The organism is Paenibacillus paridis, assembly GCF_006345825.1.
Classification (GTDB): Bacteria; Bacillota; Bacilli; order Paenibacillales; family Paenibacillaceae; genus Pristimantibacillus; species Pristimantibacillus paridis.
On sequence record NZ_VCIX01000067.1, the window covers coordinates 54321 to 80113 of the forward strand.

The 25793-nt window shown below is 49.3% G+C and carries 22 protein-coding genes; 12 read left to right on the forward strand and 10 right to left on the reverse strand.

The genetic code is table 11. The annotated features are described in order from the left end of the window. Positions 1 to 158: 158 nt before the first annotated feature. Complete coding sequence (locus FJQ58_RS03725; RefSeq protein ID WP_139991091.1) at positions 159 to 1043, reverse strand: helix-turn-helix domain-containing protein; 885 nt, start codon at positions 1041 to 1043, stop codon at positions 159 to 161. A 163-nt stretch (positions 1044 to 1206) separates the two neighbouring features. On the opposite strand from FJQ58_RS03725, the gene FJQ58_RS03730 reads away from it, so the two are divergent. The 5 genes from FJQ58_RS03730 to FJQ58_RS03750 all read left to right on the forward strand — a co-directional run bounded on the left by FJQ58_RS03730 (position 1207) and on the right by FJQ58_RS03750 (position 9142). Then, complete coding sequence (locus FJQ58_RS03730) at positions 1207 to 2619, forward strand: MATE family efflux transporter (RefSeq protein ID WP_139991092.1); 1413 nt, start codon at positions 1207 to 1209, stop codon at positions 2617 to 2619. Between the two features lie 130 nt (positions 2620 to 2749). Further along, positions 2750 to 3238: a translation initiation factor IF-3 gene (infC, locus tag FJQ58_RS03735; RefSeq protein WP_139991112.1), complete on the forward strand. Its 489-nt coding sequence runs from the start codon at positions 2750 to 2752 to the stop codon at positions 3236 to 3238. 893 nt (positions 3239 to 4131) lie between these two features. Continuing rightward, on the forward strand, positions 4132 to 6486 hold the full coding sequence (locus FJQ58_RS03740) for an FdhF/YdeP family oxidoreductase (protein ID WP_139991093.1): 2355 nt from the start codon (positions 4132 to 4134) through the stop codon (positions 6484 to 6486). A 69-nt stretch (positions 6487 to 6555) separates the two neighbouring features. After that, positions 6556 to 7350, forward strand: coding sequence for a formate dehydrogenase accessory sulfurtransferase FdhD (gene fdhD, locus FJQ58_RS03745; protein ID WP_420799810.1), 795 nt, complete (start codon positions 6556 to 6558; stop codon positions 7348 to 7350). A 73-nt stretch (positions 7351 to 7423) separates the two neighbouring features. Further along, the gene (locus FJQ58_RS03750; RefSeq protein ID WP_139991095.1) at positions 7424 to 9142 is read left to right on the forward strand and encodes an ABC transporter ATP-binding protein; all 1719 of its coding nucleotides are present in this window, start codon (positions 7424 to 7426) and stop codon (positions 9140 to 9142) included. A gap of 97 nt (positions 9143 to 9239) precedes the next feature. On the opposite strand, the gene FJQ58_RS03755 is transcribed toward FJQ58_RS03750, so the two are convergent. Then, entirely contained in the window at positions 9240 to 9929 is a 690-nt protein-coding gene (locus FJQ58_RS03755; RefSeq protein ID WP_139991096.1) for a hypothetical protein, read from the reverse strand. Between the two features lie 124 nt (positions 9930 to 10053). On the opposite strand from FJQ58_RS03755, the gene FJQ58_RS03760 reads away from it, so the two are divergent. Continuing rightward, positions 10054 to 10833, forward strand: coding sequence for a gluconate 2-dehydrogenase subunit 3 family protein (locus tag FJQ58_RS03760; RefSeq protein WP_139991097.1), 780 nt, complete (start codon positions 10054 to 10056; stop codon positions 10831 to 10833). Positions 10834 to 10850: 17 nt separating this feature from the next. Beyond that, on the forward strand, positions 10851 to 12566 hold the full coding sequence (locus FJQ58_RS03765) for a GMC family oxidoreductase (protein ID WP_139991098.1): 1716 nt from the start codon (positions 10851 to 10853) through the stop codon (positions 12564 to 12566). Positions 12567 to 12660: 94 nt separating this feature from the next. Here FJQ58_RS03765 and tatA read toward each other — a convergent pair whose 3' ends face one another. Both tatA and tatC read right to left on the reverse strand, forming a co-directional pair. Further along, positions 12661 to 12864 carry a twin-arginine translocase TatA/TatE family subunit gene (gene tatA / locus FJQ58_RS03770; protein WP_139991099.1) on the reverse strand — a complete coding sequence of 68 codons (204 nt, stop codon included), beginning with the start codon at positions 12862 to 12864 and terminating at the stop codon, positions 12661 to 12663. A 21-nt stretch (positions 12865 to 12885) separates the two neighbouring features. Then, a complete protein-coding gene (gene tatC, locus FJQ58_RS03775) occupies positions 12886 to 13617 on the reverse strand; it encodes a twin-arginine translocase subunit TatC (RefSeq protein WP_139991100.1) in 732 nt (243 codons plus the stop codon). A gap of 178 nt (positions 13618 to 13795) precedes the next feature. On the opposite strand from tatC, the gene FJQ58_RS03780 reads away from it, so the two are divergent. Both FJQ58_RS03780 and FJQ58_RS03785 read left to right on the forward strand, forming a co-directional pair. Beyond that, positions 13796 to 14176: a c-type cytochrome gene (locus tag FJQ58_RS03780; RefSeq protein WP_139991101.1), complete on the forward strand. Its 381-nt coding sequence runs from the start codon at positions 13796 to 13798 to the stop codon at positions 14174 to 14176. Between the two features lie 199 nt (positions 14177 to 14375). Then, positions 14376 to 15020, forward strand: coding sequence for a hypothetical protein (locus tag FJQ58_RS03785; RefSeq protein WP_238403773.1), 645 nt, complete (start codon positions 14376 to 14378; stop codon positions 15018 to 15020). A gap of 285 nt (positions 15021 to 15305) precedes the next feature. Here the strand turns inward: FJQ58_RS03785 and FJQ58_RS03790 are convergent, their stop codons facing one another. The 6 genes from FJQ58_RS03790 to FJQ58_RS03815 form a co-directional block, all read right to left on the reverse strand. Continuing rightward, positions 15306 to 16127 (reverse strand): DUF6843 domain-containing protein, encoded by an 822-nt coding sequence (locus FJQ58_RS03790; RefSeq protein ID WP_139991102.1) that lies wholly within the window; start codon positions 16125 to 16127, stop codon positions 15306 to 15308. Between the two features lie 208 nt (positions 16128 to 16335). Next, positions 16336 to 17085 (reverse strand): ABC transporter permease, encoded by a 750-nt coding sequence (locus FJQ58_RS03795; RefSeq protein WP_139991103.1) that lies wholly within the window; start codon positions 17083 to 17085, stop codon positions 16336 to 16338. Between the two features lies 1 nt (position 17086). After that, a complete protein-coding gene (locus tag FJQ58_RS03800) occupies positions 17087 to 17815 on the reverse strand; it encodes an ABC transporter permease (protein ID WP_139991104.1) in 729 nt (242 codons plus the stop codon). After that, positions 17812 to 18726, reverse strand: a complete 915-nt coding sequence (locus FJQ58_RS03805) for an ABC transporter ATP-binding protein (protein ID WP_139991105.1) — start codon at positions 18724 to 18726, stop codon at positions 17812 to 17814. Before FJQ58_RS03805 ends, FJQ58_RS03800 begins: the two co-directional genes overlap by 4 nt. A 105-nt stretch (positions 18727 to 18831) precedes the next feature. After that, entirely contained in the window at positions 18832 to 20217 is a 1386-nt protein-coding gene (locus tag FJQ58_RS03810) for a sensor histidine kinase (RefSeq protein WP_238403775.1), read from the reverse strand. Next, the gene (locus FJQ58_RS03815; RefSeq protein WP_139991106.1) at positions 20214 to 20888 is read right to left on the reverse strand and encodes a response regulator transcription factor; all 675 of its coding nucleotides are present in this window, start codon (positions 20886 to 20888) and stop codon (positions 20214 to 20216) included. The genes FJQ58_RS03810 and FJQ58_RS03815 overlap by 4 nt, the downstream gene beginning before the upstream one ends. A 269-nt stretch (positions 20889 to 21157) precedes the next feature. Between FJQ58_RS03815 and FJQ58_RS03820 the strand changes: the two genes are divergently transcribed. The 3 genes from FJQ58_RS03820 to FJQ58_RS03830 all read left to right on the forward strand — a co-directional run bounded on the left by FJQ58_RS03820 (position 21158) and on the right by FJQ58_RS03830 (position 25450). After that, the gene (locus FJQ58_RS03820) at positions 21158 to 23110 is read left to right on the forward strand and encodes an AraC family transcriptional regulator (RefSeq protein ID WP_139991107.1); all 1953 of its coding nucleotides are present in this window, start codon (positions 21158 to 21160) and stop codon (positions 23108 to 23110) included. Between the two features lie 766 nt (positions 23111 to 23876). After that, a complete protein-coding gene (locus tag FJQ58_RS03825) occupies positions 23877 to 24563 on the forward strand; it encodes an HAD family hydrolase (RefSeq protein ID WP_139991108.1) in 687 nt (228 codons plus the stop codon). A gap of 368 nt (positions 24564 to 24931) precedes the next feature. Beyond that, positions 24932 to 25450: a hypothetical protein gene (locus FJQ58_RS03830; protein WP_139991109.1), complete on the forward strand. Its 519-nt coding sequence runs from the start codon at positions 24932 to 24934 to the stop codon at positions 25448 to 25450. The last annotated feature ends 343 nt before the right edge of the window (positions 25451 to 25793 follow it).

The following is a 25793-nucleotide window of genomic DNA, read 5'->3' on the forward strand; positions in this document are numbered from 1 at the left end:
CATCATCAGCGCTGGGAGGTGTGCTTCCGTTAAGCAGCCAAATGTGCCAAGCTTGACGGGCGCTAGAGCGTTCGCAGCCCAATCAGCCTCACCGTTCACTCGGTGGGGCTGTTTTGGCTGCGATATTATGGAATGGCCCATTTATATTATAATCAGCCTCAACCGTGCGAGAAGCGCTGACGGTATTTGCGCGGTGAGATGCTCTCGTATTTTGCGAAGCAGGAGGTGAAGTAGGCAGCGTGGTTAAAGCCGACCTCTTCCCCAATCCGGGCGATAGGAAGATCCGTCTGAAGGAGCAGCAGCTTGGCGCGCTCGATGCGGAACCTCATCAAATAGTCGAATGGGGCGCAGCCGAACTCCTTTTGCATGCACCTTGCGATATAGACGGGATGGAAGTTAATGCTCTCGCCCAGCTCCTGAGCGGTTATATTTTCACGGTAATGCTCCCGCAAATAGGAGGCTGCCTGTTCCGCGCAGAGGGCGGAGGGCGAGGGTCCCTGCATCTCCATCGAAGCGGACAGCTGTTCAATCACCTCCTGAAATACGAGCTGCTGCTTCCATTTCACGCTTGGGATATGATCATTCATATTGAGCTGGACGAGCTGCCGCAGCAGGCTGTCCAGCTTGGAGGGCTGCAGCAGCTTGGCGAACTGGGGCAGTTGTTTCGTGAAGGTTTGTGTTGTGTAAAAACTAGCAGAAAGCGCTTTCTCTTTGGACGGCTCCGCTTGCTCTGGTACAGCAGCTTGGTCAGATACGCTCCAGGTACCTGTGGTCTGAAAGTGAACCCAATAATAAGTGGTCTGTTCTTGGCAGGCAAGAGTGGCGTAGTGATGGGCATCCGGCCGCAAAATAAGCGAATGCCCCGCTCGCACTTCGTAATGCTGCTCTTCCTCGCCCATGTACAAGCAGCCGCGCGTAACCACAAGCAGGTCAAATACTTCGATATTGCGTCTGCTTGGATGTTTCCGCCCCGAGGGAGCAACCGTATAACCTCCGATTATATAGTGGGGGAGCGGAGGAATCGTCATATGAATGATCGTCATGGCCTGGTTTGCCCCTTGCTCTATTGAAGTTTGTATCGTTATAGTTTCGGTTGTAAAAGTGATACATCAAGCTCAGTATAGCATCTATAATTTGAAATGACGATGGATGATCAAACAACGGATGCAGGCAGCGTTAAGGCGGTCTGCGCAGGGGGACATGGGGATGGCTTTAGCTAACAAAAAATTATCGCTCTGGATGTTGGCATGGCCGATATTTATTGAGCTTTTCTTGCAGTTTTTGCTGGGGGCGGCGGACACCTTAATGGTAAGCCGAATTTCGGACGACGCGGTTGCGGTGGTCGGATTCTCCAATCAGCTGTTTCAAGCATTAACGACACTATTTATTACTGTGGCGAGCGGGGCGGGGATTCTCATCGCCCAAAAAATCGGCTCGCGCAACGGCGAGGACGCCCGCACCATCGCCATTATGGCGGTCAATGTAAGTGCGGTAATCGGCCTTGCGCTCAGCGCGCTGCTGATTCTAATTCCCGAGCAGATTGCGGCTTTGCTGCAATTGCCTGAGGATTTGCTGCCGCTAGCCAAAACGTACATTTCTATTGTAGGCGGCGGCATGGTGTTGATTGCCTTGATGTCGGCGCTTAGCACCTCTATTCGGAACACAGGCAACACGAAGGGGCCGATGTATACCGCGATCGGCATGAATGTCGTACACGTATTGCTCAACTATGCGTTTATTTTCGGGGCATTCGGTTTTCCAAAATGGGGCTTGATGGGCGTAGCGATCTCGACAGTCGTATGCCGCTTGCTGGCAACGGTTGTGCTGTTCATTATGTTTCTCAGCTCCTTCGAGCGGACCATTGGCTTGCGCGATCTCAATGTGTTCAATCGCAAGCTGTTCGGTGAAGTCATTCGCATCGGCTGGCCGCTTGGCGTGAATATGTCCTGCTGGGTATTTACGCAGCTGATTATCTTCAGCTTTCTGGCGATGCTCGGCTCGAATGAACTGGCGGCGCGAACCTATATGAATACGCTCGAGTCATTCTGCTTCCTGCTTGGTTATTCGATTGCGCTAGCGGTCCAAATACAGATTGCGCATCTATACGGTGCAGGCCGTGTCAAGGAGGCTTACGGGCTCGCTTACCGCGCGATGTTGATTGGATTGGGCGTGGTCACGGTGAATGCTTTTATCATCTTCCTATTCGGCAAGCAATTGCTAGGTATGTTCACGGAAAACAAAGAAATCGTGGCGCTGGGCGTATCGTTGCTTGGCATGAACTTGATTCTGCAGCCGGGCAAAATGATCAATATGGCGCTAGGGAATGCGCTAAATGCGGTGGGCGATACCCGTTTTACTATGTGGACCTCGGTATTCTCGATGTGGCTGGTCGCAACAGCCCTTGCGTATTGGGTTGGCATTGAGCTCGGCTGGGGGTTGATCGGCATTTATGCCTGCATGATCCTGGATGAGTATATACGTGGCACGCTGTCGCTTATCCGGTGGAAAGGCCAGAAGTTTCTGCGCAAAGCGGAACGAATCGAGGATGAAGCCAAAGCCAAGGCATCCTCCGAGAATAACGGTGGAGCACTTCATAAGAAAACTGCGCTGGAAGTGTAAGAAATGTTTAGAATTCGAGCTTGATGCTAGAGAAAAGCGTATAATAGAAATAGGAAAAGACAGCGGCTTAGTTAGTAGAGGCTGCTGTTTTCCGTATTTGGGGTAAGGGAGCGATACTGGAATGGCAGCATTGGTTGTTATGAACGAAAAGATACGCGCCTCCGAGGTGCATTTGACGGGATTGCGAGGCGAGGATCTAGGCATTGTCTCGCGCGATGAAGCGCTGGCTAAGGCACGTGAGCTGAAGGTGGATTTGGTCTGCACTTCGCTGATGAGCAGCCCGCCGCCTTGCAAGCTTGTAGCCAAAGGGCAGGCCAAGCAGCAGGCGGGCCAAGAGAAGAAAGGCGCGAAAGTGCAGGAGCAGCCAAGTAAGGTGAAGGAGCTGCGTCTCACTCCACATATTGAGGAGCATGACTACGATACGAAGCTGCGGCAAGCAGCGAAGCTTCTTGGCTCCGGCAACGCCGTGCAGCTTGTCGTCCGTTTGAAGGGCAAGGAAGGACCGAAGGCGAAGGAGCTTCTAGAGCGTATGCTGAAGGATTTGGCGGAAAGCGGCAAGAAGCAGTCGGGCATCCAAGTCAGCGGCAAACAGGCGGCTGTGCAGGTTTTGCCGATCTAGGAAGAGAATAATAAAGGGGGAGTGTTCGGCCAGCATTCCCCTTCAATTTGTTTCCTTACTTCTACCGCCTGCAGTGCTATACTTGAAGGAAGTGGGAAACGAAGATGGTTTGCTGAGGCTGCTGGTTATTTAGAGTAAACTTGATATAGATAGTAAATTCTGATGCGAGAAGATGCGTTTTCCTGGCAGTTTTCTTTTTTCAACCTTCTCCTTCATCTGATCCTGTACCGTTTAGCTAGATGACTTCTCTCCATTGAATTAAAAGGAATTTATTCCGCTATTTTTAGTGATTTTTTACTTTTGAGGCAATTAGATGGAAATTTTCCCTATAATTCAAGATTATACGCCGAAAATGACATGGGACGGCTGAATTAACGGGAGGAATTCCATCTATTTCACACATTCATTGAATAACGTTGTATTAGAGGGAGAAATTCCTTCTAAATCATAAATAACCATTCTATAGTCGTCACGTCGATCCCATCAACCGAATAAAAGTAACTCCTTTCGTACTATTATTCTATAGTCGTCACGTCGATCCCATCAACCGAATAAAAGTAACTCCTTTCGTAGTATCAAGCAGTAGTCGTCACGTCGCCCCATCAACCGAATAAAAGTAACTCCTTTCGAACTATCAAGCAGTAGTCGGCGCGTCGCCCCATCAACCGGATAAAAGTAACACCTTTCGTACTAACATGCTGTAGTCGGCAAATCGCCTCCATCCGACGGATGAAGTTATTCCTTCGTAACCATCATAAGCTCACTTTATCTCGCTGAGACTTTTCCGACAGTAAAAATCCCGCATTTATGTATGCGCTTTCTTGACTGCTAATGGGCTTCAATAGAGTGTTAAGCAAACGTTCCATAATGATCATTCACGAGGTGAATCATTGATGAAGAAAACGTTACATACGGGGCCGATCAAGCTGCCGAAGCGACCAGATCCGAAGCTATGGGTCAGTAAAGCGCCGTTTGGGCTCGGTCGAATTAAGCCGCATCATATCCGCGATACGATTAAGGTGATGTGGGATAACCGGGACAGCCTGCCTTACGCCTACCGAATTCTTACTCAAGGAGTATGCGATGGCTGTGCGCTTGGCGTATCCGGCTTATACGATCAGACGCTGGATGGCCCGCATATTTGTACAACGAGGCTTAATGTGCTGCGTTTGAACACGATGCCTGCCATCAAACCAGCCATTCTTCATTCGGACATTGAAGAGCTGCGGAAGCTAGATAGCGCGCAGCTGCGCAAGCTGGGCCGGCTTCCGTATCCGATGATCCGGAGCAAAGGGGAGCGCAGCTTTCGCCGAATCTCTTGGGATAAGGCGCTGGACCGCATTGCGGCAAAAGCAAGGGACATCGATCCGAAGCAACTGGCCTTTTATTTAACCGCACGCGGCATTACGAATGAATCGTATTATGTGGCTGCGAAGGCGGCGAGGCTTATTGGCACGAACAATATCGATAACGCTTCGCGCATCTGCCATTCACCGTCCAAAACAGCGATGAAACGCTCCATTGGCGTGGGAGCCTCTACTTGCAATTACAAGGACTGGATCGGGACGGATGTACTGGTGTTCTGGGGAAGCGTCGCCGCTAATAATCAGCCCGTATCGACCAAATACATGTATGCTGCCAAGCGCAGAGGGACGAAAATTATCGTCATTAATCCTTATCGCGAGCCGGCCATGGAGGGCTACTGGATTCCGTCTATTCCGGAATCCGCGTTGTTTGGCACGAAGCTGGCTGACGATTTCTATCAAGTGAACATCGGCGGGGATATTGCGTTCATGCATGGCGTCATGAAGAGCTGGTTTGAAATGGAGGAGAGGGAGCCGGGCTCGGCGATCGATCACGCTTTTATACAGGAGCATACGAATGGCTTCGAGGAGCTGAAGGCTCATATCCTCTGCCAAGAATGGGCTCAGCTGGAGAAGTCCTCCGGCCTCTCCGCCGAGCGGATGCGGGAATTCGCTGCCTTGCTTGCCGCCGCCAAATCCGGCGTATTCGTCTGGAGCATGGGGCTCACGCAGCATCGCTTCGGGACGGACAATATCTCGCAGGTCGCGAATCTCGCGCTGCTGCGGGGTTTCCTCGGGCGTGAGCACTGCGGCTTAATGCCGATTCGCGGCCATAGCGGCGTGCAGGGCTCCGGTGAAATGGGCGCTGATCCGTTCAGCTTGCCAGGTGGAGAATTTAAAGGAGCTGACATTTCCCGAATCGAGAACGTATGGGGATTTAAGCTGCCGGATTGGCAGGGAGATATCGTTGGCGTATCGCTTGAGAATGCGCTGCTCCCCGAGCGGCATGAACGCAAGCTAAAGCTGTTTTACACGTCGGGCGGGAATTTCATCGAAACGATGCCGGACCCGGAATTTGTAAAGCGCTGCTTGGAGGCAGTCGATATAAGAGTTCATCAAGATATTGTACTGAACAGCTCTACGCTCCTTGATGCGAAGGAGGAGGTTATCGTGCTGCCGGCCATGACGCGCTATGAGCAGCCGGGCGGCGGCACATCTACTTCGACGGAGCGAATGGTTTATTACTCGCCGTCGATTGAAGGCCCAAGAATCGAAGAAGCCCGCGCGGAGTGGCAGATTTATGCGGACCTCGCAGCCCGCATTCGGCCGGAGCTTAAAGCTGCGATAGCCTTCGAGGATGCTGCGGCGGTTCGCAGGGAAATCGCGGCAGCCAATCCGCATTATGAGGGGGTAGAGCTGCTCAAGAACCAAGGTGACGTGTTCCAATGGGGAGGAGCTTGGCTATGCGAGGGTGGCTTGTGTCCGACCCCTGATGGACGGGGCCAGCTGCTGCCGATTGAGCTTCCTGAGCTGCGCATACCGGAGGGGCATTTCTACGCCACGACACGGCGTGGCAAGCAGTTCAACTCGATGATTTACGGAGAGAAGGATGCTTTTAATGCCGCGGGCCGCTATGACGTTCTGATGAATGAAGCGGATTTAACCGATCTTGCGCTTACTGAAGGGGACGCCATTGTCGTCTATAATCGAAGCGGGAGCTTCCATGGGCGAGCCAAACGGGAAGACATCGCTCAAGGGAATATCGAGCTTTACTGGCCGGAAGGCAACAGCCTGTTCTCGAAAGGGGTCTACGAGCCGCTCGCGGGAATCCCTGAATACAATACGTCGGTGATCGTGGAGCGAGCTGACACATATCATGCGTTTAAGGATACTAAGTATATGGAGAAACGGATCGTTGAGCTGGAGATTGAACCGCCGGCTTGAGCATGAAGGCTGGATGGCTGGACGCGAACTAGCTTGGTTTGCAGCACATTGCGGGAGAGGGGCATGCGAGTGGAGCTTTCCAACACGACAACATGGCGCATTCTCAAATATGACGGCAGCATGGCATTAGAGAAGGAAGACGTGATTGCGGCAGAGTTCCCGCTTACTTTGAAGCTTGATGGCGAAGAGTTTGCTACGTTAGTCTGCTCGCCATCGAATCTTCAGGAGCTGGTCATCGGATTTCTGGCATCCGAAGGTGTGATTCGTGCGGCAGGTCAGGTGAGAACGCTGACGATCGCAGAGGATACAGGCATCGCCTATGTCGAGCTTGAGCATAAGCATACAGTGAGCCAAGCTCATTATGCGAAACGCTTCATCGGTTCTTGCTGCGGCAAGAGCCGGCAGTTTTATTTTCACAATGATATGCTCACGGCCAAGACCATCATGACGCGTACGCGAATAACGGCCGACCAGTGCATCCGATTCATGCGTGAGCTTCAGGAGAGCTCATCCGAGTTCCGCAGTACAGGCGGCGTTCATAATGCGGCTATCGGCACTACAGCGGAACTGCTTGCGGTTAGAACGGATATTGGACGACACAACGCGCTGGATAAGCTGTTCGGCTACTGTCTACTGAATCGGCTGCGTACCTCGGATAAGGTGATTGCGTTCAGCGGCAGGCTGTCCTCGGAGGCGGTGCTGAAAGCGGCGAAGATTGGCTGCGGGATAATGCTCAGCAAGTCGGCACCTACGGATCTGGCCCTTCGTTTGGCCGAGGATTTGGGCATCACCTGCGTCGGCTTTATAAGGGGCGGAGAGATGAATGTCTACACTCATCCTGAGCGAATTGATTTTGGCATTTGATTGACAGCCTGATAGTGTTTGTATATCATTTTCATGAAAATGATGATCACTACAGGAGAAGAAGGAGTCTACGATGCTTTTACGATTTTTTGCTTATTACAAGCCATACAAAAAGCTGTTTCTGCTCGATTTCTGCTGTGCGGTGCTGCTGGCTGTGCTAGAGCTTTGCTTCCCGCTGGCGGTCAGTTATGTGATTGATACCTTGCTGCCGGACGAGAATTGGGGATTGATTTTATCGGCGTGCGCGATCTTGCTCGTTGTTTATGTGATCAATACGATCTTATCCTATGTCGTTACCTACTGGGGTCACATGCTTGGGATTAATATCGAGACGGACATGCGCAAAAAGCTGTTCGACCACGTACAGAAGCTCTCTTTCCGTTTCTTCGACAATACGAAGACGGGGCATCTGATCTCGCGTCTGACGAATGATTTGTTCGAGATCGGGGAGGTCGCCCACCACGGGCCGGAGGATATGTTCATCGCTGCGATGACGCTGGTCGGGGCGTTCGGCATTATGGCGTATATTAACTTGGAGCTGGCGATTCTAACGTTCGTGATCGTTCCGATCATTATCTGGCTGGTCCTTATGTTTAACGGTAAAATGACCAAGGCGGCCAATCGGCTATTCTCGGACATGGCTGATTTCAACGCGCGCGTGGAGGATACGGTCGGCGGTATTCGCGTCGTACAGGCATTCTCGAACGAAAGCCATGAGAAGAAGCTGTTCAAGGTGAACAATTTGCGTTTCCGGGAAGCGAAGCTCATCTCTTACAAAATCATCGGCCTGAACTCTTCCATTACGTACATGCTGATGAGACTCGTTTCCGTGTTTGTGCTCATTGCGGGCACTTGGTTTGTTATTAAAGGTGACTTGAAATATGGGGAATTCATCAGCTTTGTCTTGCTGACAAACATCTTCTTCAAGCCGATTGAAAAAATCAACGCGGTCATCGAAAGCTATCCGAAGGGCATTGCCGGATTTAAGCGATATGTACAGCTGCTGGAGACGGAACCGGACGTAGCGGACAAGCCGAATGCGATTGCGGTTAACCGATTGAGCGGAAACATTGAATACCGGAATGTGACTTTCGGCTATGAAGGCGAAGCGAAGGTGCTGCAAAATATCGATTTATCCATCCGTGCAGGCGAGACGATTGCTTTCGTAGGCCCATCCGGCGCGGGAAAAACAACGCTGTGCAGCTTGCTGCCGCGTTTCTATGAGATCAACGGAGGAAGCATCTCGGTGGATGGCTACGATACGCGCAATTTGAAGCTGGAATCGCTTCGGAAGCAGATCGGTATCGTACAGCAGGATGTTTTCTTATTCGCGGGAACCATTCGTGAAAATATTAGCTACGGCAAGCTTGGCGCGTCGGACGAGGATATTTGGCAGGCTGCGCGCAGGGCGAAGCTGGAGGAGTTCATCCACGCTCAGCCTAATGGGCTGGATACGGTTGTTGGCGAACGCGGCGTGAAGCTGTCCGGCGGACAGAAGCAGCGCCTTGCGATCGCGCGGATGTTCCTCAAAAATCCGCCGATTCTGATTCTCGACGAAGCGACCTCGGCGCTCGATACGGAAACGGAAGCGGCGATTCAGCAGTCACTCGCGGAGCTATCGGTCGGCAGAACGACGCTGGTCATCGCCCACCGCCTAGCAACGATTAAGAACGCGGACCGGATTGTCGTCGTTACGGAGCAAGGCATCACCGAGCAAGGCCGCCACGAGGAGCTCGTCACGGCGGGCGGCATTTACAGCCGTTTGCACCATGCTCAGTTTGGGAACAAATAGATTGTAGTTAGTTGCAGTTCTATACAATAACGAAAACGGATGCCGAATTAATCTCGGCATCCGTTTATTTGCGTACATTGTGTTGCCCACATCATTCTTACTTCGCGTTACCGCTTCCCGCCTGCACGAGCCTCAGAAGCTCGCGAATATCACTTGCTATTTTATCCGGCGACAGGTTCGTTGCCAATGCATCCGTTCGAATTTTTTCGATGGCTTTCACGGCGCGTTCACCCGTGACAGTTAGCACCTTCACATCGCCGCCCATGAGCTTCTTAATTTGGCTAGCGGCCATCGACAGGTTGTCGTGGCTGCTGGTGTCTTTGCCGCTAACGCCGCCGAGCCCGTCCTCAGGCGAATAGCCTTTGGCGGACATGCCTTCGGTTTGGTTAAGCAGCTTCTTCTGAACGCTGTCGTACGCGGAGCCTGAAGAAGTAAGCTTTTGCGTAGCGAGAATCACCGTATCGTCGAAGACGAATACGCGCACGTCGGAAATGCCAAGCCCGCTGAGCCGGGATTCCAAATGGGCAGAGAAACCGTTCGAATGCAGCCCGGAGCTGCCAATTGTGCTGTAGACGGAGGTACCCATTCCGCTTGTCGTCTGGCCATTCTTGTTCGTCGTGTGATGCTTGATTCCGTTCTCGCTTGGAATGACAGAAGGATCATGAAGCATATGGGCTTCTTCCTTCGTTAACGCTTTGGTTTGCGGGGGATTTGGCGCTGCGCTCGCACAGCCGGAAAGGGCGAGAACCACGGCGGACACGGTCAAAATTTTGCTGAAAGCACTCATCGAAGAATCATCCTCCATAGGGTAACATTTTGCTTTTAGCATGACCATTTCCATTGCATGAATATTCATGACTTCTTGGAAAATAATAAAGGGGAAAGAATGAGATTTCCAGGAGGTGCAAGTATTGGATCCTAGTGATAAACAGCAAGAACCAGGCAAAGGCTCGGTTGATGGAAACTCGCGTCGTAAGTTTCTGGTCAACTCAGGTTACGCGCTGGGCGGTCTCGTCGTGGGCGGGGCGCTTGGCTCTCTGATTAAGAAAAAACCGGCTGCAGAGCCGGCGCCTCCGAAGACGGATGAAGGCACGGCAGCGGAGCCCAAAAACTACAACCGGGCGCTAATGTTTTTTACGCAAGAGCAGTTCCGGATCGTCGAGAGTGCCACGGAGCGGATTTTTCCCGAGGATGAAGCCGGACCGGGCGCAAAATCGCTTGGGGTCGCTTTCTTCATCGATCACCAGCTAGCTGGAGATTGGGGCTTCAATGGCCGAGATTACATGTCGCCGCCATTCTTTACAGGTGAGATGACGCAAGGCTACCAGGGACGGCTAAAGCGTCGGGAAATTTTCGAGATCGGGCTGCGCGAGCTGGAAAACTACAGTATGACGAAGTTCCAGGACAGCTTCGTGGCACTAACGGGCGAGCAGCAGGATGAGCTGCTGAAGGGCTTTGAGTCAGATGAAGTGAAGCTGACGACGATTTCCGCAAGCAGCTTCTTCAGAATGCTGCGCAGCAGTACGCTTGAGGGAGCATACAGCGATCCGTTATACGGAGGCAATATGGATATGAACGGTTGGAAGATGCGCGGCTATCCGGGCAATCAGATGAGCTATTTAAGCATTATCGAAAAGGATTTTACGAAGCTTGATCCAAGCAGCCTGCAAGACCATCTGGTGTCACATTAGCGAATAGGGAGGATATTATGGCCAAAACATTACCGAAAACCGATGTTGTCATCGTAGGGGTCGGTTGGGCTGGGGGCATCATTGCTGCCGAGCTGACCAAAGCAGGCTTGAACGTTGTCGGGCTGGAGCGGGGCAAGGAACGGAAGACCGAGGATTATTTTATGGTGCATGATGAGCTCCGTTATGCGCTGCGTTACGAAATGATGCAGGACCTGTCGAAAGAAACGATTACGTTCCGCAGCAATGAAAAAGTGCGCGCGCTGCCGATGAGACAGTACGGCTCCTTTCTCATTGGTGATGGACTCGGAGGATCAGGCGTCCACTGGAACGGGCAGACGTATCGGTTTTTGCCGTATGATTTTGAGATCCGCAGCAAGACGATCGAAAAATACGGAAAAAACAAAATTCCAACGGATATGACCATTCAAGACTGGGGCATCACGTACGACGAGATAGAGCCTTATTACGACAAATTCGAGAAAACGGCAGGCATTTCAGGCGAGCCTAACCCGCTGGGCGGCAAACGCAGCAGTGAATATCCAACTCCGCCAATGAAGAAATCGCCAGCGATGAAGATGTTTGTCGATGCGGCTACCCGTCTGAAGCTGAATCCGTATATGATGCCTTCGGCCAATCTATCCGAAAACTATACGAATCCTGATGGCATAGCCCGTGCCGCCTGCCAGTATTGCGGTTATTGCGAGCGGTTTGGCTGCGAATATGGGGCAAAAGCTGACCCGGTCGTCACCGTTATTCCGGTTGCCAACAAAACAGGCAAGTTCGAGATCCGCACCCATTCGAACGTTCGCCGGGTGTTACATAAGGGAGGCAAGGCGACCGGCGTCATGTACACGGACGTGACGACGGGGGAAGAAATCGTTCAGCCCGCTGACATTGTCGTTTTGACCAGTTATGTATTCAACAATGCCAGGTTGCTGCTGCTTTCGCAGCTCGGCAAGGCTTACGATCCGGTTACAGGAACGGGTGTGATTGGCCGGAATTACGCCTATCAGGTGGCGAAGGGCAGCGCGATTGGCTTCTTCGAGAACCAACAATTCAATAACTTTGCGGGTGCAGGCTCGCTAGGTGTCTCGCTGGATGATTACAACGGAGATAACTTTGACCACTCTGATCTGAATTTCATTCATGGCGGCGTTATTGCGATTGGCCAGTCCGGGTCCCGCCCGATTCAGAACAATCCGGTTCCGTCCGGAACGGCTTCATGGGGCTCCGAATTTAAGTCGAAGTCGGTGCATTACGCGAATCGGACGCTTGGCGTAGGCGCGCAGGGATCGTCGATGTCGTTCAAGCACCATTTTATCGATTTGGATACGAGCTATAAGGATGTATACGGCGATCCGCTCCTGCGCATTACGTTTGACTTTGAAGATCAGGACCGTGAGCTTGCGAAATTCATGGCGGAGCGCTGCTCTCAGATCGTCAAGGAGATGGGGGCGGATAAGGTCGATTATTTGAAAGAGCTTGGGCCCTACGATATTATGACCTATCAGTCGACGCATAACACAGGCGGAGTCATCATGGGGGCGCAGCCGGGAACCTCAGCAGTTAACACGTACAGCCAAATGTGGGACGCGGATAACGTGTTCGTTGTCGGGGCGAGCTCTTTCCCGCAAAATGCCGGGTACAACCCGACGAATACAGTCGGGGCGCTCGCTTATCGCGCAGCGGAAGGGATATTGAAATACAGAGAAAAGGGCGGCCTGCTGGTCTGACGGCAGCCAAGAGCCCGGCAACAACAAAAAGGGCCGCTCCCGAAGCAATCCGGGAACGGCCCTTTATTCCGTTGAGTGACGAAGAAACGCTGGATTATAGCAGCTTCTTTACTTCGTCCTGCTTATCTGCGGGTGCTGCAGTTGGCTCCTCATCCACAATGCCGCGAGTCGAGCTGCGGAATTCGCGCAGCGTATCGCCAAACGCCCGTCCGAGCAGCGGCAGCTTCGCCGGCCCAAACACGATGAGCGCGATTAGCAAAATAATAACAAGCCCTGAAACGCCGATGTTGTTTAACATGTGATAGTCTCCTTTGTTGGGTCAAGTTGGGGAAGGAACGGCTGATACCCGTTTGGCGTATCTCCTTGTCACGAGCACGCTGATCTCAAAGAGCAACAGCAGCGGTACCGTTACGGATAGGTGAGATACAAAATCGGGAGGGGAGATGCAGGCCCCTACAACAGCCAGGCTAACATAAGCATATTTGCGAGAGCCTTTCAGGCGCTCGGGTGTGAGCAGGCCTAGCTTCGTCAGAAACAGAATCACAAGCGGCATCTCGAAAGCAACGCCAAGCGGGAATACGACACTGAACAAGAAGCTGAAATACCGATCGATGCCATACGTCTCTACAGCGCCGACATTTTGATTCATCTCCATCATAAATCCGAGCATCATCGGAAATACGAGAAAGTAGCTGAACGAAACGCCGATCAGAAACAGCAGAAAGGACACGGGCACATAGGCTAATGTGCCTTTGGCTTCGGTTTCGGTTAGTCCTGGCTTCACGAATGCCCAAGTTTGGTAAAGCAGCACAGGCAGTGTGAAGAGGATTGCGAACAGGAAAGCACAGCGCAAATAGATAAACAATCCGTCCGTAAACGAGAATACATTCCATTCGACGGATTTGGCGGTCAAACCGGATTTGATATACCGCAAAATGATCGGGGATACATAAAGCCCGCCGCTCATTGCGACAAAAAAACATGCGATAACGATGATCAGCCTTTTCCTAAGCTCGGTCAAATGGTTGACCAGATCACCTTGTAAATCCACGACATCACCCCGCGATACAAGCTGCTATTTTCATCTGCCATGACATTTTTTTAGGATAACCAGTTCGCGTGCGGTTATGCGTGCATTGCCTTTTCTGAAAATGTTTGGCATGAGCTGCATACGGATGCCGAATTAGGGAAACTTAACTACAAATCTCCCTACGATAGGAGGCAATACAATGATGCTTAAGAACAAAGGATTGTTATGGATTGCAGCTCTTGCGCTGTTGATTGGACTAGCCGCATGCGGAGGAAATAAAACCAACAACGGTACGAATGAGCAGCCGCCAACGAGCAATACAGGAACCAATAATGGCGGCGCTACGGTGGACACGGCCCAAGCCGAAAGCTTGTACGGCAAAAACTGTGTCAGCTGCCACGCCGTTGATCTGGCTGGCGGCGTTGGCCCTAACCTTCAGCATGTCGGCTCGGAGCTGTCGCTAGATCAGATTAAAACGCAGATCAGCAACGGCGGGAACGGTATGCCGGCTTACAAAGGGCAGCTCAAGGATGACGAAATCGCGGCTCTGGCTGCTTGGCTTGCTGATCACAAATCCTAATCAAACGGAATACGGAAGGGAAGGAGCGGCTGCGGCTGCTCCTTTTTTTTTGTTGTGTTTTGCAGCCCTGTGTAGGGCTAGTTGACGTCAGTTTCTCCTGATGCTGAGTGGTTTTCTTCAGTTTTTAGAGAAAATATGGAGGCTTTCATGTTAAAATGGCTCCTATATTCATTACAACAATTGGGGAGGAAGAGAAGATATGGGAGAGATGAGCAGCATTGAAGCTTTGCCGGAACCAGCCAATTTAAAGAAGCTAATGAAGGCGCAAGCCGCTTTAAGTATCATTTTGTGCGAGGAGGAATGGCTGCGTTACCATAGCTTTGAGCCAGCATGGAGCGATCACATCGCTATGGCCAAAATTGATAACGGAGCAGGAGACCATTTGTTCATTCTATTTGCGCCGCACGGCACGATCTTGAAAGGCTTCGACCATGAATCGGAGTTGAGTCCCTATGCAAACGATGAACAGGCAATCGCACCAGGCATTTATGAAGCTGTTCCAAGCGCTCTCCTTCAACTGCTCGATGATGAAGCGATCGAAAGGGACGATGCTACGTTCTGCATTTGGCGGGAGAACAGCGACGCCGCATGGCAGAAAGGAAACGTTGAGGCATCCGAGCATGTGGACGGTTCTGCTTTCCTGCTTGGGGCTATTCATCAGACGGCAGAGGATTACGTGGACTTCGCTAACAGTTATTTTGAACAAGAGATCCCGGTTCAGCAAGTATCCGAGATTTATGAAGGGCAGGCCATTACGGCTGAAATGATTCATATATTAAATCCCGAACGCAAGATAGAGGAAGTGATGAAGGAGCTGGAGTCTCTCGGTATAGTTGCAGATTAAGAAGGCAAATAGATACTAGCCGTATTCGCGACATGAAAGCTGGGGCTTTCAATGAAAAGGAGACGATACAATGTGGAAGTACTTGTTTTTTTTCATAGCCAATTTTATAGTCGCTTGCTTTATCTACGATGAGCCTACTTTCGTTAAGCCTTTTTTGCAATCCTTTCTGTTATTGATCCTAATTGTCGTTATAGATGTAGTGAATCACTACCGTAAAACGAAAAAAGAAAACCAATAGAGTTAGGACACATAGTCTTCGTCCGCTAAAAGTGCTCCTGTGTTAGGTTAGGGCACCTCGTATTCACTGATGGTCATCGCCGGCTGTGAGCCTAATCTCATCATTTCGCCGTTAATGGTTAGGGGACGGATTTCCTTTCCCTTCTCGTCCACTAGTGTATGCCGTATGCCTCTGGGAGGCCGCGGGCTCGAGGTTTTATATATGCCGTCCTCCGGAATTGAAATGACTTGATATCCTTTGATCTTGGGGATAGGCGGGTAGTCAGGCACGCCGTAATGGATGCTGACCGTTCCGTGGAAGCTTTGCGGAATTTCGTGAATGGTGGGTCTGCTTTTCTCCGCTTCGGCTGCTAGTGTCAAGCTGGGATAGATGATCAAGACCAGCGCTGCAAGCATGAATAACAAGTAGCCTCGTTCTTTCAAGGAGACCAGGGAGCCTATCGTAAATACAATCGAAGAGCTAGCAAACAGAATGGCAAAAGCCCCTATCTCTGGCGAGAAAAGATGGCTTAGCTTACCAAACCCGAAGCCGATCAGGAACGGAACGGACGCGGCAGCAAGGAAGCTTAATCCGATAAGCAAAATTATCCGCAGCCAAATCATTGCCCTGCTCCAGCGGAAGAGGAGCGTATAGCAAGGCAAAATGAGAAATAGATAAGGAGCTAGCGTCCAGCCAATAAGCAGTTTGGATTCGCTGCCAAGCCCTTGGTCGTAAACGATCGACAGAAATGCAAGATAAGCCGAAAGCCCGCCAAAGTAACTGGTCACAGCGACCAAAATATAGAACAGCATTCGCTTGAATTGTTTTGGTTTGGCTTCCGTAGTTATCGCTTCATTGGGTACAAAGTTCTTTAGAATCAATATGCTCATCCATCCTTCCTCGATCAGATTCTATTCCCTCTCTCATCATAGCCCAAGCAGCAAACCGGGCAGTAGTTCTATCTTTTGTAGTACCGGGAGTGGAGCTGCCCCTAGATCTTGCGGAGCATATGTAAGCTGGATGGGTGAAGCACATGAAAAAACCATCTTCCCAGTGATGTAGGGATAGATGGCTTTTGGTTTTTCTAGCGGTTGTGGCCTAGATTTCCTTGCGTTTAAAATAAAGCAGCCCAATCACAAGGAACAAAGTAAAGCTTCCTGTCACCGTAATGAGCAGCGTTTCAAGCGGCAGCGCAAAGGCGCCAAAATCTTGATCGCTGAAGCTTAGCATCGCCAGCATCGGCTGCGCCCAAGGATAGTAGGGCCCGATTTTGTCGGAATTGACGATAAGCATGTTCGGAATGGTCAGCATCACGTTGATCACCAGCGGAGCGGCAAAGCTGCTCCAACTGATGGAAACAAACAGCTGCAGCGCTGCAAGCGGAAGGCAGGCCAGCCAGCCGCTTCCGATGCTGGTCAGGAGCAAGCGCCACGGAAGACCGTCGATGATGTCATGCGAGGCTGCTGCAGCAATGACGGCAATAAGAAATAACAGCTGCGTAAGTGCCAGCAATAGGGCGATGACGCTGAACTTGGCCAAATAAAGGCTTACCCGGGATACGGGAAGCGTCAGAAGCTGTTTCCAGCCTCCTCCGGCATGCTCGTATCGGCAGACGAATGCGGATAGAATGCCCGTAAGGATGGGCAAGAACAGCATTGCATGGAACGAAGACATGGTGGAGGCCAGTAGAGCGTATTCCTCAAGCCGATTGGCAGCGCCAAAAGATTCAAGGGATAGGAAGACACCGATCGTGAGCGACAGGAGCGGGCTAATCAGAAGCAGAATCCAGATATACGATTTGGATAGCTTGAGCCGTTCAGAAGCAACTAATCGAAGGAAGCCCTTCATTTCAATTCACATCCTTTTTGATGAAATGAAGGGTCCCCATGAGACAAATGACGCAGCCAGCTGCAAAGCCGGCGGCGACAAACAGCTCTTGCCGCGGCCCAATATAGCCGAACATCGGCCAGTTTAGGGGCAGCATTTTGGATAAGGTGCCTGAGATCAAGCTTGTAAATACAGAACCGATCGCAGCTAGCACGCCAAGCGTGATGGGAACAGCCTGGTTTTTGAGAAGCATGCACAGCCATAGGAACAAGGCCAGCGCGGGAAGGGAAGCAGCAAATGGCAGGAAGCTGAGCCGCAGGATAGACCCTATAGGCATCGTTTCCATGCCGAAACGCAGCGATAGCCCTAGCGCAGCCACGCCTATTGCAAGCACCATGCAAGACAGGGTAAGCAGCAGGAAGCTGATGGCGAATTTGGAGAAAAAGACTGCGTTTCGCGAGATCGGCAGCGCGAGCAGCTGCTTCCACGCATTTGTCTGATGCTCAATATGGGCAAGCAGCGAAGAGACGAGCGTAACGCCTAGAAAGAGCGAGATGGGGACAAACATTTGGATGTCCGCAAGCAGCGTTTCCCATAGCCTGCCCGCGTATCTTTGCGTCAAATAGTCATATCGAAGCCCGTAGTTGAGCGCCTGCATGGCGATGATGCCAAGAGGCCCAAGGAAGATCAGAAACCAGATGCCTTTGCCTCTTATTTTCAAAAAATCAGATGAGAGCGCCTTGAACATCATAGCTGCGTTCCCTCCCCGACAATCTGTAGGAAAAGCTCCTCCAGCGTCTTCCGCTTCTCCTCGACCCGGTAAATATCATGCTTGCGCTCCACAAGCGTTCGCACGATACGTGCAACCGTATGGTCACTCGTTTGCTCTAGCAGCAGGGTTTTTCCACGGTGAACCGATTCGATGCCGTGCTGCCGCAGCGTAATATGAGCTTGCTCAGGATCGGAGACGACAAGGGACATGCTGCCCTGTGCTTGCTGGTGCAGATTCGCAATCGTATCCTGAAAAACAAGCTCTCCCTGCCGTATGATGCCAACCGTCCCGGCGGTGAGTTCAACCTCGCTAAGCAAATGGCTCGAGATGAGTACGGTGATGCCATGCTGCTTGGGCATTTGTTTAATTAACTCGCGGATTTCCAAGATGCCGGAGGGATCGAGGCCGTTGGTTGGCTCATCGAGCATGAGCAGCTCTGGATTGCCTAGCAAAGCGCTTGCGATGCCAAGTCGCTGCTTCATCCCGAGAGAGAAGCCTTTTACCGGACGCCGGGCTTCCTTCGCTAGCCCAACAATGCTTAGTACCTCCGAAATTCTGGATTTGGGCGCTTCGATAATCCGGCGTATGGCTTCTAGGTTATCCGTGGCGCTCAAGTGCCCGTAATAGGAGGGGTATTCAACAAGCGAGCCTACCCGGCGCAAAATGGAAAGTCTCTCCTTGTTGAGCGCTTTTCCGAAAATATTCACAGATCCATTGGATGGCTTGATCAAGCCAAGCAGCATGCGGATCGTCGTTGTTTTGCCCGCGCCGTTCGGTCCCAGAAAGCCGTAAATATCCCCTTTGGCAATTTTCAAATTCAGATTGGAAACGGCATAACGTCCTTTATAACGCTTGCTGAGCCCCTTTGTTTCAATAATCCATTCATTCACGTTAATCACCTCTATAGCTAGATTAACGGACGAAGGTTAAAGGAAGGGTGGCCCAAGTTTAAATTTCGTTTAAAAAATAGAGCGGCATCGCCAATCGTTACTTATTCAAACAATGATGAATATGCTTGTACCCTCAGAGCTGCTCTCCGTATGCCAATCAAGCTTCATCTCCTTCAGGAGGTAGTCGACGATGGCAAGCCCAATGCCATAGCCTTTGCTGGCCGACTCCGCTTCAAGCCCGCGGCCGTGGTCGCGTATGACGATGGCGGTTCTCTGCTGGAATAGCTCTACCGACAGCCCGATAAAGGCTCCGCTTGCGGCATGTCGGGTTACATTTTGGAACAGGTTATCGAATACGCGGCGAAGCGCGGCTTTGTCGACAGCATGGAGCATAGGTTCATCAGGAAGTTCAATCTCTGCGGCAATGCCCGCCTGTTCCCAAAGGGGATACCAAGAGGCAGCGCTCTCGCGCAGGATGCGCAGCACGTCCTGCTCAGTGAGGCTGAGCGGGTAACGCCCGCTGGTCATTAACGTGTAAGAGAGCAAATTTTCAATCAGGCTGTCAATGCTGGCGATTTTTTGTCCCAACTGCTTGACGGAAGCCTGCCCGCTCGGGCTGAGCGTTTCTTTTTTCAGGGAGTACAGATGGCCGCTCATGACCGTCAAAGGTGTCCGCAAATCATGCGAAAGGCTCGAAATGAGCTGCTTGCGAAGCTGTTCCTCTTCGTATTCGCGTTCCTTGCTCTCTTGCAGCTGTACGACCATATCGTTAAAGGCCATCTCCAGCTGTCCGATTTCATCATGTTTTTTCAGGATAATGGGCTGCGGGAGACCGTTGTCCCCATGAAGTGACATCGCAGCCTGCATACTAAGCAGCCGCTTGCGAATGCTGCGGAAGAACAGCAGCGATACAAGGAAGAAGAAGGCGAACATCATAATCAGAAAGGCAATATATAAAGGCGTACCGGTTCCAAGCGGCCGCTCCATCTGGATAATGGACCGCGGCAGCTGCAGCACCATGAAGCCGGTCTCGGAATGGTCAGGCCCAAAGAAGGACACGACGGTAAAAGGGTCCTGATTAATGCTCGCTTTCATAAATTGAATAGCATCCGCTGCGTTCCACTGGAGCTGCAGCTGCTTCTGCGGCGGCAGCTGCAGCCTGGTTTGGCCTGCAGAATCGACCCAGAATAAGGAAGCCTCCGGATACGTTTGCTTCAACTGCTGCAGCGTGCGGTCGATCAGGGCTGCGTCGTTTTCTTGCAGCTGGCTGGCCTGCTCATGCCACATGGCGGCAAGCTCATTGCTGCTCCCATACTTCAGAAAGTTTTCATCTGAAGCCTTTGTATTCTCCTGAATAACGACATAAAGAATGGAGGCAATGGGGAATACGATTGGGATAAATAAAAAGGCAAAGAGAATAATGAGCAAATAGCGGGACAGCAAGGTTTGGCGGAATCTCATGGCACGGGAACGCTGTTTCACCTTTTTCACTGGCGTACCCGATAACCGATGCCCCGTACGGTTTCAATCACTTCGGGGGCAGCAGGATTCCGTTCGATTTTTTCCCGCAAATACCGAATATGCACCATCAGCGTTTTATCGCCCTCGATGAAGGCTTCTCCCCAAACAGCCTCGTAAATTTGCTCCTTCGTCAAGATTTGTCCCATGTGGCGAAGCATATAGCTGAAAATATGAAATTGTTTGCCCGTAAGCGTAATTTCTTCGCCAGTATCCCTGTTTTCGACGCGGTTCTGCTCCTCATGCACGAGCAGATGCTTGACGACTAGGGGCTCAGCACTGCGGGAGCCTGAACGGCGAAGCAGCACTTCAACGCGAGCAGTCAGTTCATCGGGATGAAACGGCTTGGTCAGATAGTCGTCAGCAAACTGCAAGCCTTGCAGCTTGTCATCGATGGAGGTGCGGGCAGAAAGCATGAGGATCGGGGTATCCGGTGCGGACTTCTTGAGCCGCTGTCCCACGGTAAAACCGTCGAGTCCAGGCAGCATGACATCGAGAATGACAAGCTTGCAGCCAGCCGCAGCTTCAACAGCGCCTTCGCCGCTTTTTTGCCAACGGACGTCATAGCCTTGATCTTTCAAATGCTGGCAAACAAAGCTACCGATTTCTTGGTCATCCTCTATGTACAGCAGTGGTATATTCATAGATAAAGGCTTCCTTTCTTGATGGCGATTGTAAGCATTATAACTAGAGGAAGGCATGGATAAACGGGAGAAATTCCTATTCATCATACAAATGAGACAAAAGGTTTTTTCCATATGTTACTTTATAACCGTGTAGAATGCCAATTCCGAGTGATAAAGGCAGCCCCTATTGATTTGACAATGATAATGGTTATCGTTTACGATTCTAAATTGTATTGGTTTTTGCAGCTGCAAGGGATCGCAGGCTATTGGATTTGGGGGGATTAACAGTGAATTGGGAAGAATACATCCAAATGTGGGACACATCGTGGATTCAATTGGCGGACATTCGGCAACATGTGATACGTAGACAGAGGAAACAGCAACATTTACTCCCAGCGAGCAGTTTTATTTTTGTCGTACAAGGACAAGGTACCATCTGGTTGGATGGTGTTCGGCACCCCGTAGAACGATTTTTTATCCTGCATGCAGGAAAAGGCAGTACCATTAAGTTAGAGGCTGGGCATGAGGACGTCACTTACTATTACATTTTATATAGAGGCAGTATCCACACTAAAGCTAGCAAAGCCATATTGAAGGCTTATCATATCAACAACCCCTTTCAACTGCAGTATGCATGCAAGCCTCATGCTCCGGTTGTTCTGTATCGTCATATGGAATCGATGTATGAGGAATGGAATCGCAGACAGATTAAGGAACGGTTCCAAGCGAAAATTCAATTTTATCAGTTCGTATATACATTGGTAGACCAGTTGCAGCATCAGGGAGTTGCCCCTAAAGAAACGGATGTAGTGGAACAGATCGTTCAATACATTCACCAACATTATCATGAACCGATTTCACTTGAAACTATGGCAGAGGTATGGAATTATAGCATTCAGCATTTATCGAAGCAGTTTAAGCGCCGTACGGGAAGAAGTCCTATTGAATACGTCATCCAGACGAGGATGGCTAAAGCGAAGGATCTGCTTATTCAAACCGATGCCACCGTACAGGAAATTGCTTTAAACGTCGGTTATAGCGACGTCTTTTATTTTACCCGACTGTTTAAGAAACAGGTGGGAACAACGCCTATTCAATATAAAAGTAAGGTAAAGACTGGCCTGATCGTTTCAGATAGTCCATGGGAAGAGTTCTTATCCTCCATGGGCAAAAATACTTCCGCTTGCTATATTGATTATGATAATCATTATCGAATAAAGGGCGAAGGGGATACACAGATGTTACAGGGGACTAAAAAGACAATAGGATTAACGCTAATGCTCGTGCTTACGCTGCTGCTTGCAGCTTGCGGAAACGGGAACACTAGCAGCAACAATCATCCGTTAACGGAGTCGACACAAAATACGCCATCTAACCAAGCGATTGAGCAAACAGGTTTACGGAAAATAGCAACGGTCATGGGAGATGTTAACGTTCCGGCCAATCCCGAGCGTGTTGTTGTTGATTGGGATTTGGGGCCAGTCTTAGCCGTTGGGGTGACGCCAGTTGGAGCATCGAATACTCAACTGGAGTATTCTCAGTTCCTCAAGCCTTTCTTAGATGAGACGGTTCAAGATATTGGGGCGGAAGGAAGTATTTCTTTCGAAAAAGTAGTAGAGCTGGCGCCAGACATCATTATCACTTGGAATAAAGATGCCTATAGCAACTATTCTAATATCGCTCCAACCGTAGTATTTGATACAAGCCAATACGCAACGATTCAGGAAGAAATTACAGCGATGGGCGTAATTCTTGACCGAGAAGAAGAGGCTAAACAGTTTGTGGCCGATTTTGAAAAACGGAAAATCGCTGCCCGCGAAAAAATTAAAAATGCCATTGCGAGTGATGCAACGATTTCGATCGTTGATTATATCACGGTAGATAAATTTTTAATGGTCATTGGCGACATGGGGGAGCGAGGCGGCAGAGCTGCTTACGATATTTTGGGAATGAAGCCTACTCCTAAAGTTCAAAGTGAAATCATCGATAAGAAAATGAGCCGTGTTGAAGTCTCTTGGGAAACGGTAAATGATTATGTAGGCGATTATGTTATTATCCTTACCGTAAATGGCAAGGAACCGCCTAAATTACCAGCGACATGGACATCTTTGGAAGCAGTGAAAAACAATCGGATTATCGAAATTGATATGGAGAAATATTTTGCAGCAGATTCCTACTCCTCCTTGTTACAAGCGGAGGATATTGCCGACAAAATATCGAAGCTGGTCTCAACTAAATAATATAATGATCAAATGAAAAGTGAAGCTTACTGAAGAGTGTTAGAGTACAGAGAGTGAAGTTCTCTAATGGGAGGAAATGATAGAAAAGAAGTATGGCCATAAACCATGCTTCTTTTCGTGTTCCAGTTAACTAAATAAGTGTAGAAGTATCAGGCATCGCCACAACTCTCAACCGAAATAAACATAATCCAACTGCGAAAAAGGCAGCTAATAGCCGAAATGAACATATTCAGTCTTCTAGGTAACTAATAGTTATTTTAAATTAACCTTCCTCTTACTGCTTATGCCCTTTATTGATAGTGATTCTTCATGGAAGTTTGAATTAGTGCCAGAACCATTCCAGAACCAGAACCAGCCTTCCCGTTTGCCTCGTTTAGCTCGTTTGGACAACCGTAGATTGCCATATACATACAAAACTCGAGTAAGTTTCTCTGTTTTACAACCTCTACTGTACCACAAATCCTTGCTTCGAACGCTATGCTCTTATTGCGAAAAACTGGCGAGATAAGCGACGTCGTACACCTCGAAAAAATGTTAAAGCTCCAGTCATGTAACATTTTGTTTAGGATTTCTCTTCAGTTCATGTCAGAAGAAAATAAGGTGTTAGACTGACGCCCGTTGGCTAAGCTGACGGGCAGAATAACTTGGAGTAGATCTAAGGTATAAGTTTACAATATTACTTTAGCGCGTTAATATAATATAGGATAAAGTGAGATGAATTTGAAGTGGCATAGATTAATTGGATATGAATCGAGGGGGCATAAGTATGGCTATTAAAGCAGTGTTCGTGGATTTCTATGGCACTCTTGTTCATGAGGATGACGAAATTATCCCTATTGTTTGTGAACGGGTAAGATCTTCATCAAACACACATTGTGAAATCAAGGATATTAGTAAATTTTGGTGGAAAACATTCATGGCTGCATTCAGTAGTAGTTGTGGCGATATGTTTCAAACACAACGAAGCTTGGGCATTTCCTCGCTTTCAGAGACCATACGGAACTTCAATTCAAATTGCGTAGCGGAAGACATTATACAGATCCAATTCAATCATTGGTTAAGACCCAAAATTTTTGATGATACACGACCTTTTCTTCAATCGTTGCATGGTTTAACGACGCTGATTCTATCTAATATAGATACAAAAGATATTGATGAAGCAATGAGATATCACGCTATCCAGGTTAATGGCGTAATAACGAGTGAGGATGTTAAGTCGTACAAACCTAATCCTGAGCTCTTTCAAGAAGCGCTTCGAAGATTAAATTTAGATCCATCAGAAGTAATCCATATTGGAGATTCTTTATTAAGCGATGTACGTGGTGCGCAGAATGTGGGGATCAGAGCAATTTGGCTGAATAGGTTCAATAAAACAAAGCCTGAAGACATAACCCCAGACTACATATGCTCAGACTTGTTTCAAGTTAGTGATGTTTTGAACAATTTAAACTGACTGAGAATATTAGGTCAACAAAGCAGCGACAGTCTAAGACTTTATTTTCTTTCAACAGTTCACTCTATTTAATTTGAATTAGCTGGAATTTCTCCCTCTATTTCAAAGGATTTTGGGCTTCGGAGGCATTTAAAAGGAATTTGTCCCTCTAATTTTAGGTAATATGCTGGAAACTCCCCGAAACGGCTGAATTAACGGGAGAAAATCCCACTATTTCACTTGTCCAGCGAATCAGACTATTATAGTGGGAGAAATTCCTGTTAAATCATGAGCTGACCATAGTCGCCTTATAGAAAAGGCTGAAAATGACCACTTTGTTTATCGCCTTAAGTTTGTTTTATATCGCACAACAGTGAAGGAGCCATAGGATGAATAAGACGTTTATTCAAAACCGATTAAACAACGCGCTTAGAAGGCTATATCATTTTGATAAGGAGATTATAGCTAATCATTCCAACGAGCGATCGATATGCCACAGATTAGCGGTACATCTAGGAGTAGTTTTTTATGAGTGGGATGTCGACGTGGAATACAATAGAAACCTAGGTGATAGAAAAACATTTGGTTTAGAAATAATGAGCATGCTGAATGGGATTAGTAAAGAAGATTTGCTGAGTGGGAGGAGGTCTGTCTATCCAGATATTATTGTTCATAAGAGAGGAACAAATCAAAATCTTATAGTGATAGAAGTGAAAAAAAGCACATCAAGCCAGAGACTTGATACCTTCGATCAAGAAAAATTGAAGGGCTACCTGTTAGAAGAATCCTTACAGTATCAATATGGTGCATTTATAAAGCTTGGCGAAACGAAAGCAAACCAATTAGTTTTAAAAAGCAAACAAGAAGTAAGGGAGGAAGTAGCGAGAGGGGAACTGGATTTTGGGTGAGAAAACAATTGAATAGAGAACATAGGAGAAATACATAGGATGGAATGAACACTAGTAGAGAACGAGGAATGGAAAAGGCCAGATCTTTTTAAAAAAGGTCGTTACCCTTTTGAGGGTGAGGGCTATCCTGCACTTTTGCACCAACTTGCTCTTATTTAAAGGTGATCATCGCTCTATCCTGCACATATGCAGGAGAATTACTTGAAAAGGGGACTGTTGGGCTGCTGGAGAGCTGCTACGTTGTAAGGGGCGGCCAGGCCCCCTAAAACCGGAGTCTTACCTAACAAAAATGGTTCATTCTCAGGTAAGCTCTTTTTTTCGGGCGGTTACACCTTCCTATGGA

What these genes read in the sequence shown, in the direction of transcription:
- FJQ58_RS03740 (WP_139991093.1), top strand. Translation starts at nt 4,132, where the DNA reads ATGAAGAAAACGTTACATACGGGGCCGATCAAGCTGCCGAAGCGACCA.
- FJQ58_RS03755 (WP_139991096.1), bottom strand. Translation starts at nt 9,929, where the DNA reads ATGAGTGCTTTCAGCAAAATTTTGACCGTGTCCGCCGTGGTTCTCGCC.
- FJQ58_RS03795 (WP_139991103.1), bottom strand. Translation starts at nt 17,085, where the DNA reads ATGAAGGGCTTCCTTCGATTAGTTGCTTCTGAACGGCTCAAGCTATCC.
- FJQ58_RS03730 (WP_139991092.1), top strand. Translation starts at nt 1,207, where the DNA reads ATGGCTTTAGCTAACAAAAAATTATCGCTCTGGATGTTGGCATGGCCG.
- FJQ58_RS03815 (WP_139991106.1), bottom strand. Translation starts at nt 20,888, where the DNA reads ATGAATATACCACTGCTGTACATAGAGGATGACCAAGAAATCGGTAGC.
- FJQ58_RS03790 (WP_139991102.1), bottom strand. Translation starts at nt 16,127, where the DNA reads ATGAGCATATTGATTCTAAAGAACTTTGTACCCAATGAAGCGATAACT.
- FJQ58_RS03750 (WP_139991095.1), top strand. Translation starts at nt 7,424, where the DNA reads ATGCTTTTACGATTTTTTGCTTATTACAAGCCATACAAAAAGCTGTTT.
- FJQ58_RS03725 (WP_139991091.1), bottom strand. Translation starts at nt 1,043, where the DNA reads ATGACGATCATTCATATGACGATTCCTCCGCTCCCCCACTATATAATC.
- FJQ58_RS03800 (WP_139991104.1), bottom strand. Translation starts at nt 17,815, where the DNA reads ATGATGTTCAAGGCGCTCTCATCTGATTTTTTGAAAATAAGAGGCAAA.
- FJQ58_RS03825 (WP_139991108.1), top strand. Translation starts at nt 23,877, where the DNA reads ATGGCTATTAAAGCAGTGTTCGTGGATTTCTATGGCACTCTTGTTCAT.
- FJQ58_RS03780 (WP_139991101.1), top strand. Translation starts at nt 13,796, where the DNA reads ATGATGCTTAAGAACAAAGGATTGTTATGGATTGCAGCTCTTGCGCTG.
- FJQ58_RS03830 (WP_139991109.1), top strand. Translation starts at nt 24,932, where the DNA reads ATGAATAAGACGTTTATTCAAAACCGATTAAACAACGCGCTTAGAAGG.
- FJQ58_RS03785 (WP_238403773.1), top strand. Translation starts at nt 14,376, where the DNA reads ATGGGAGAGATGAGCAGCATTGAAGCTTTGCCGGAACCAGCCAATTTA.
- FJQ58_RS03765 (WP_139991098.1), top strand. Translation starts at nt 10,851, where the DNA reads ATGGCCAAAACATTACCGAAAACCGATGTTGTCATCGTAGGGGTCGGT.
- tatA (WP_139991099.1), bottom strand. Translation starts at nt 12,864, where the DNA reads ATGTTAAACAACATCGGCGTTTCAGGGCTTGTTATTATTTTGCTAATC.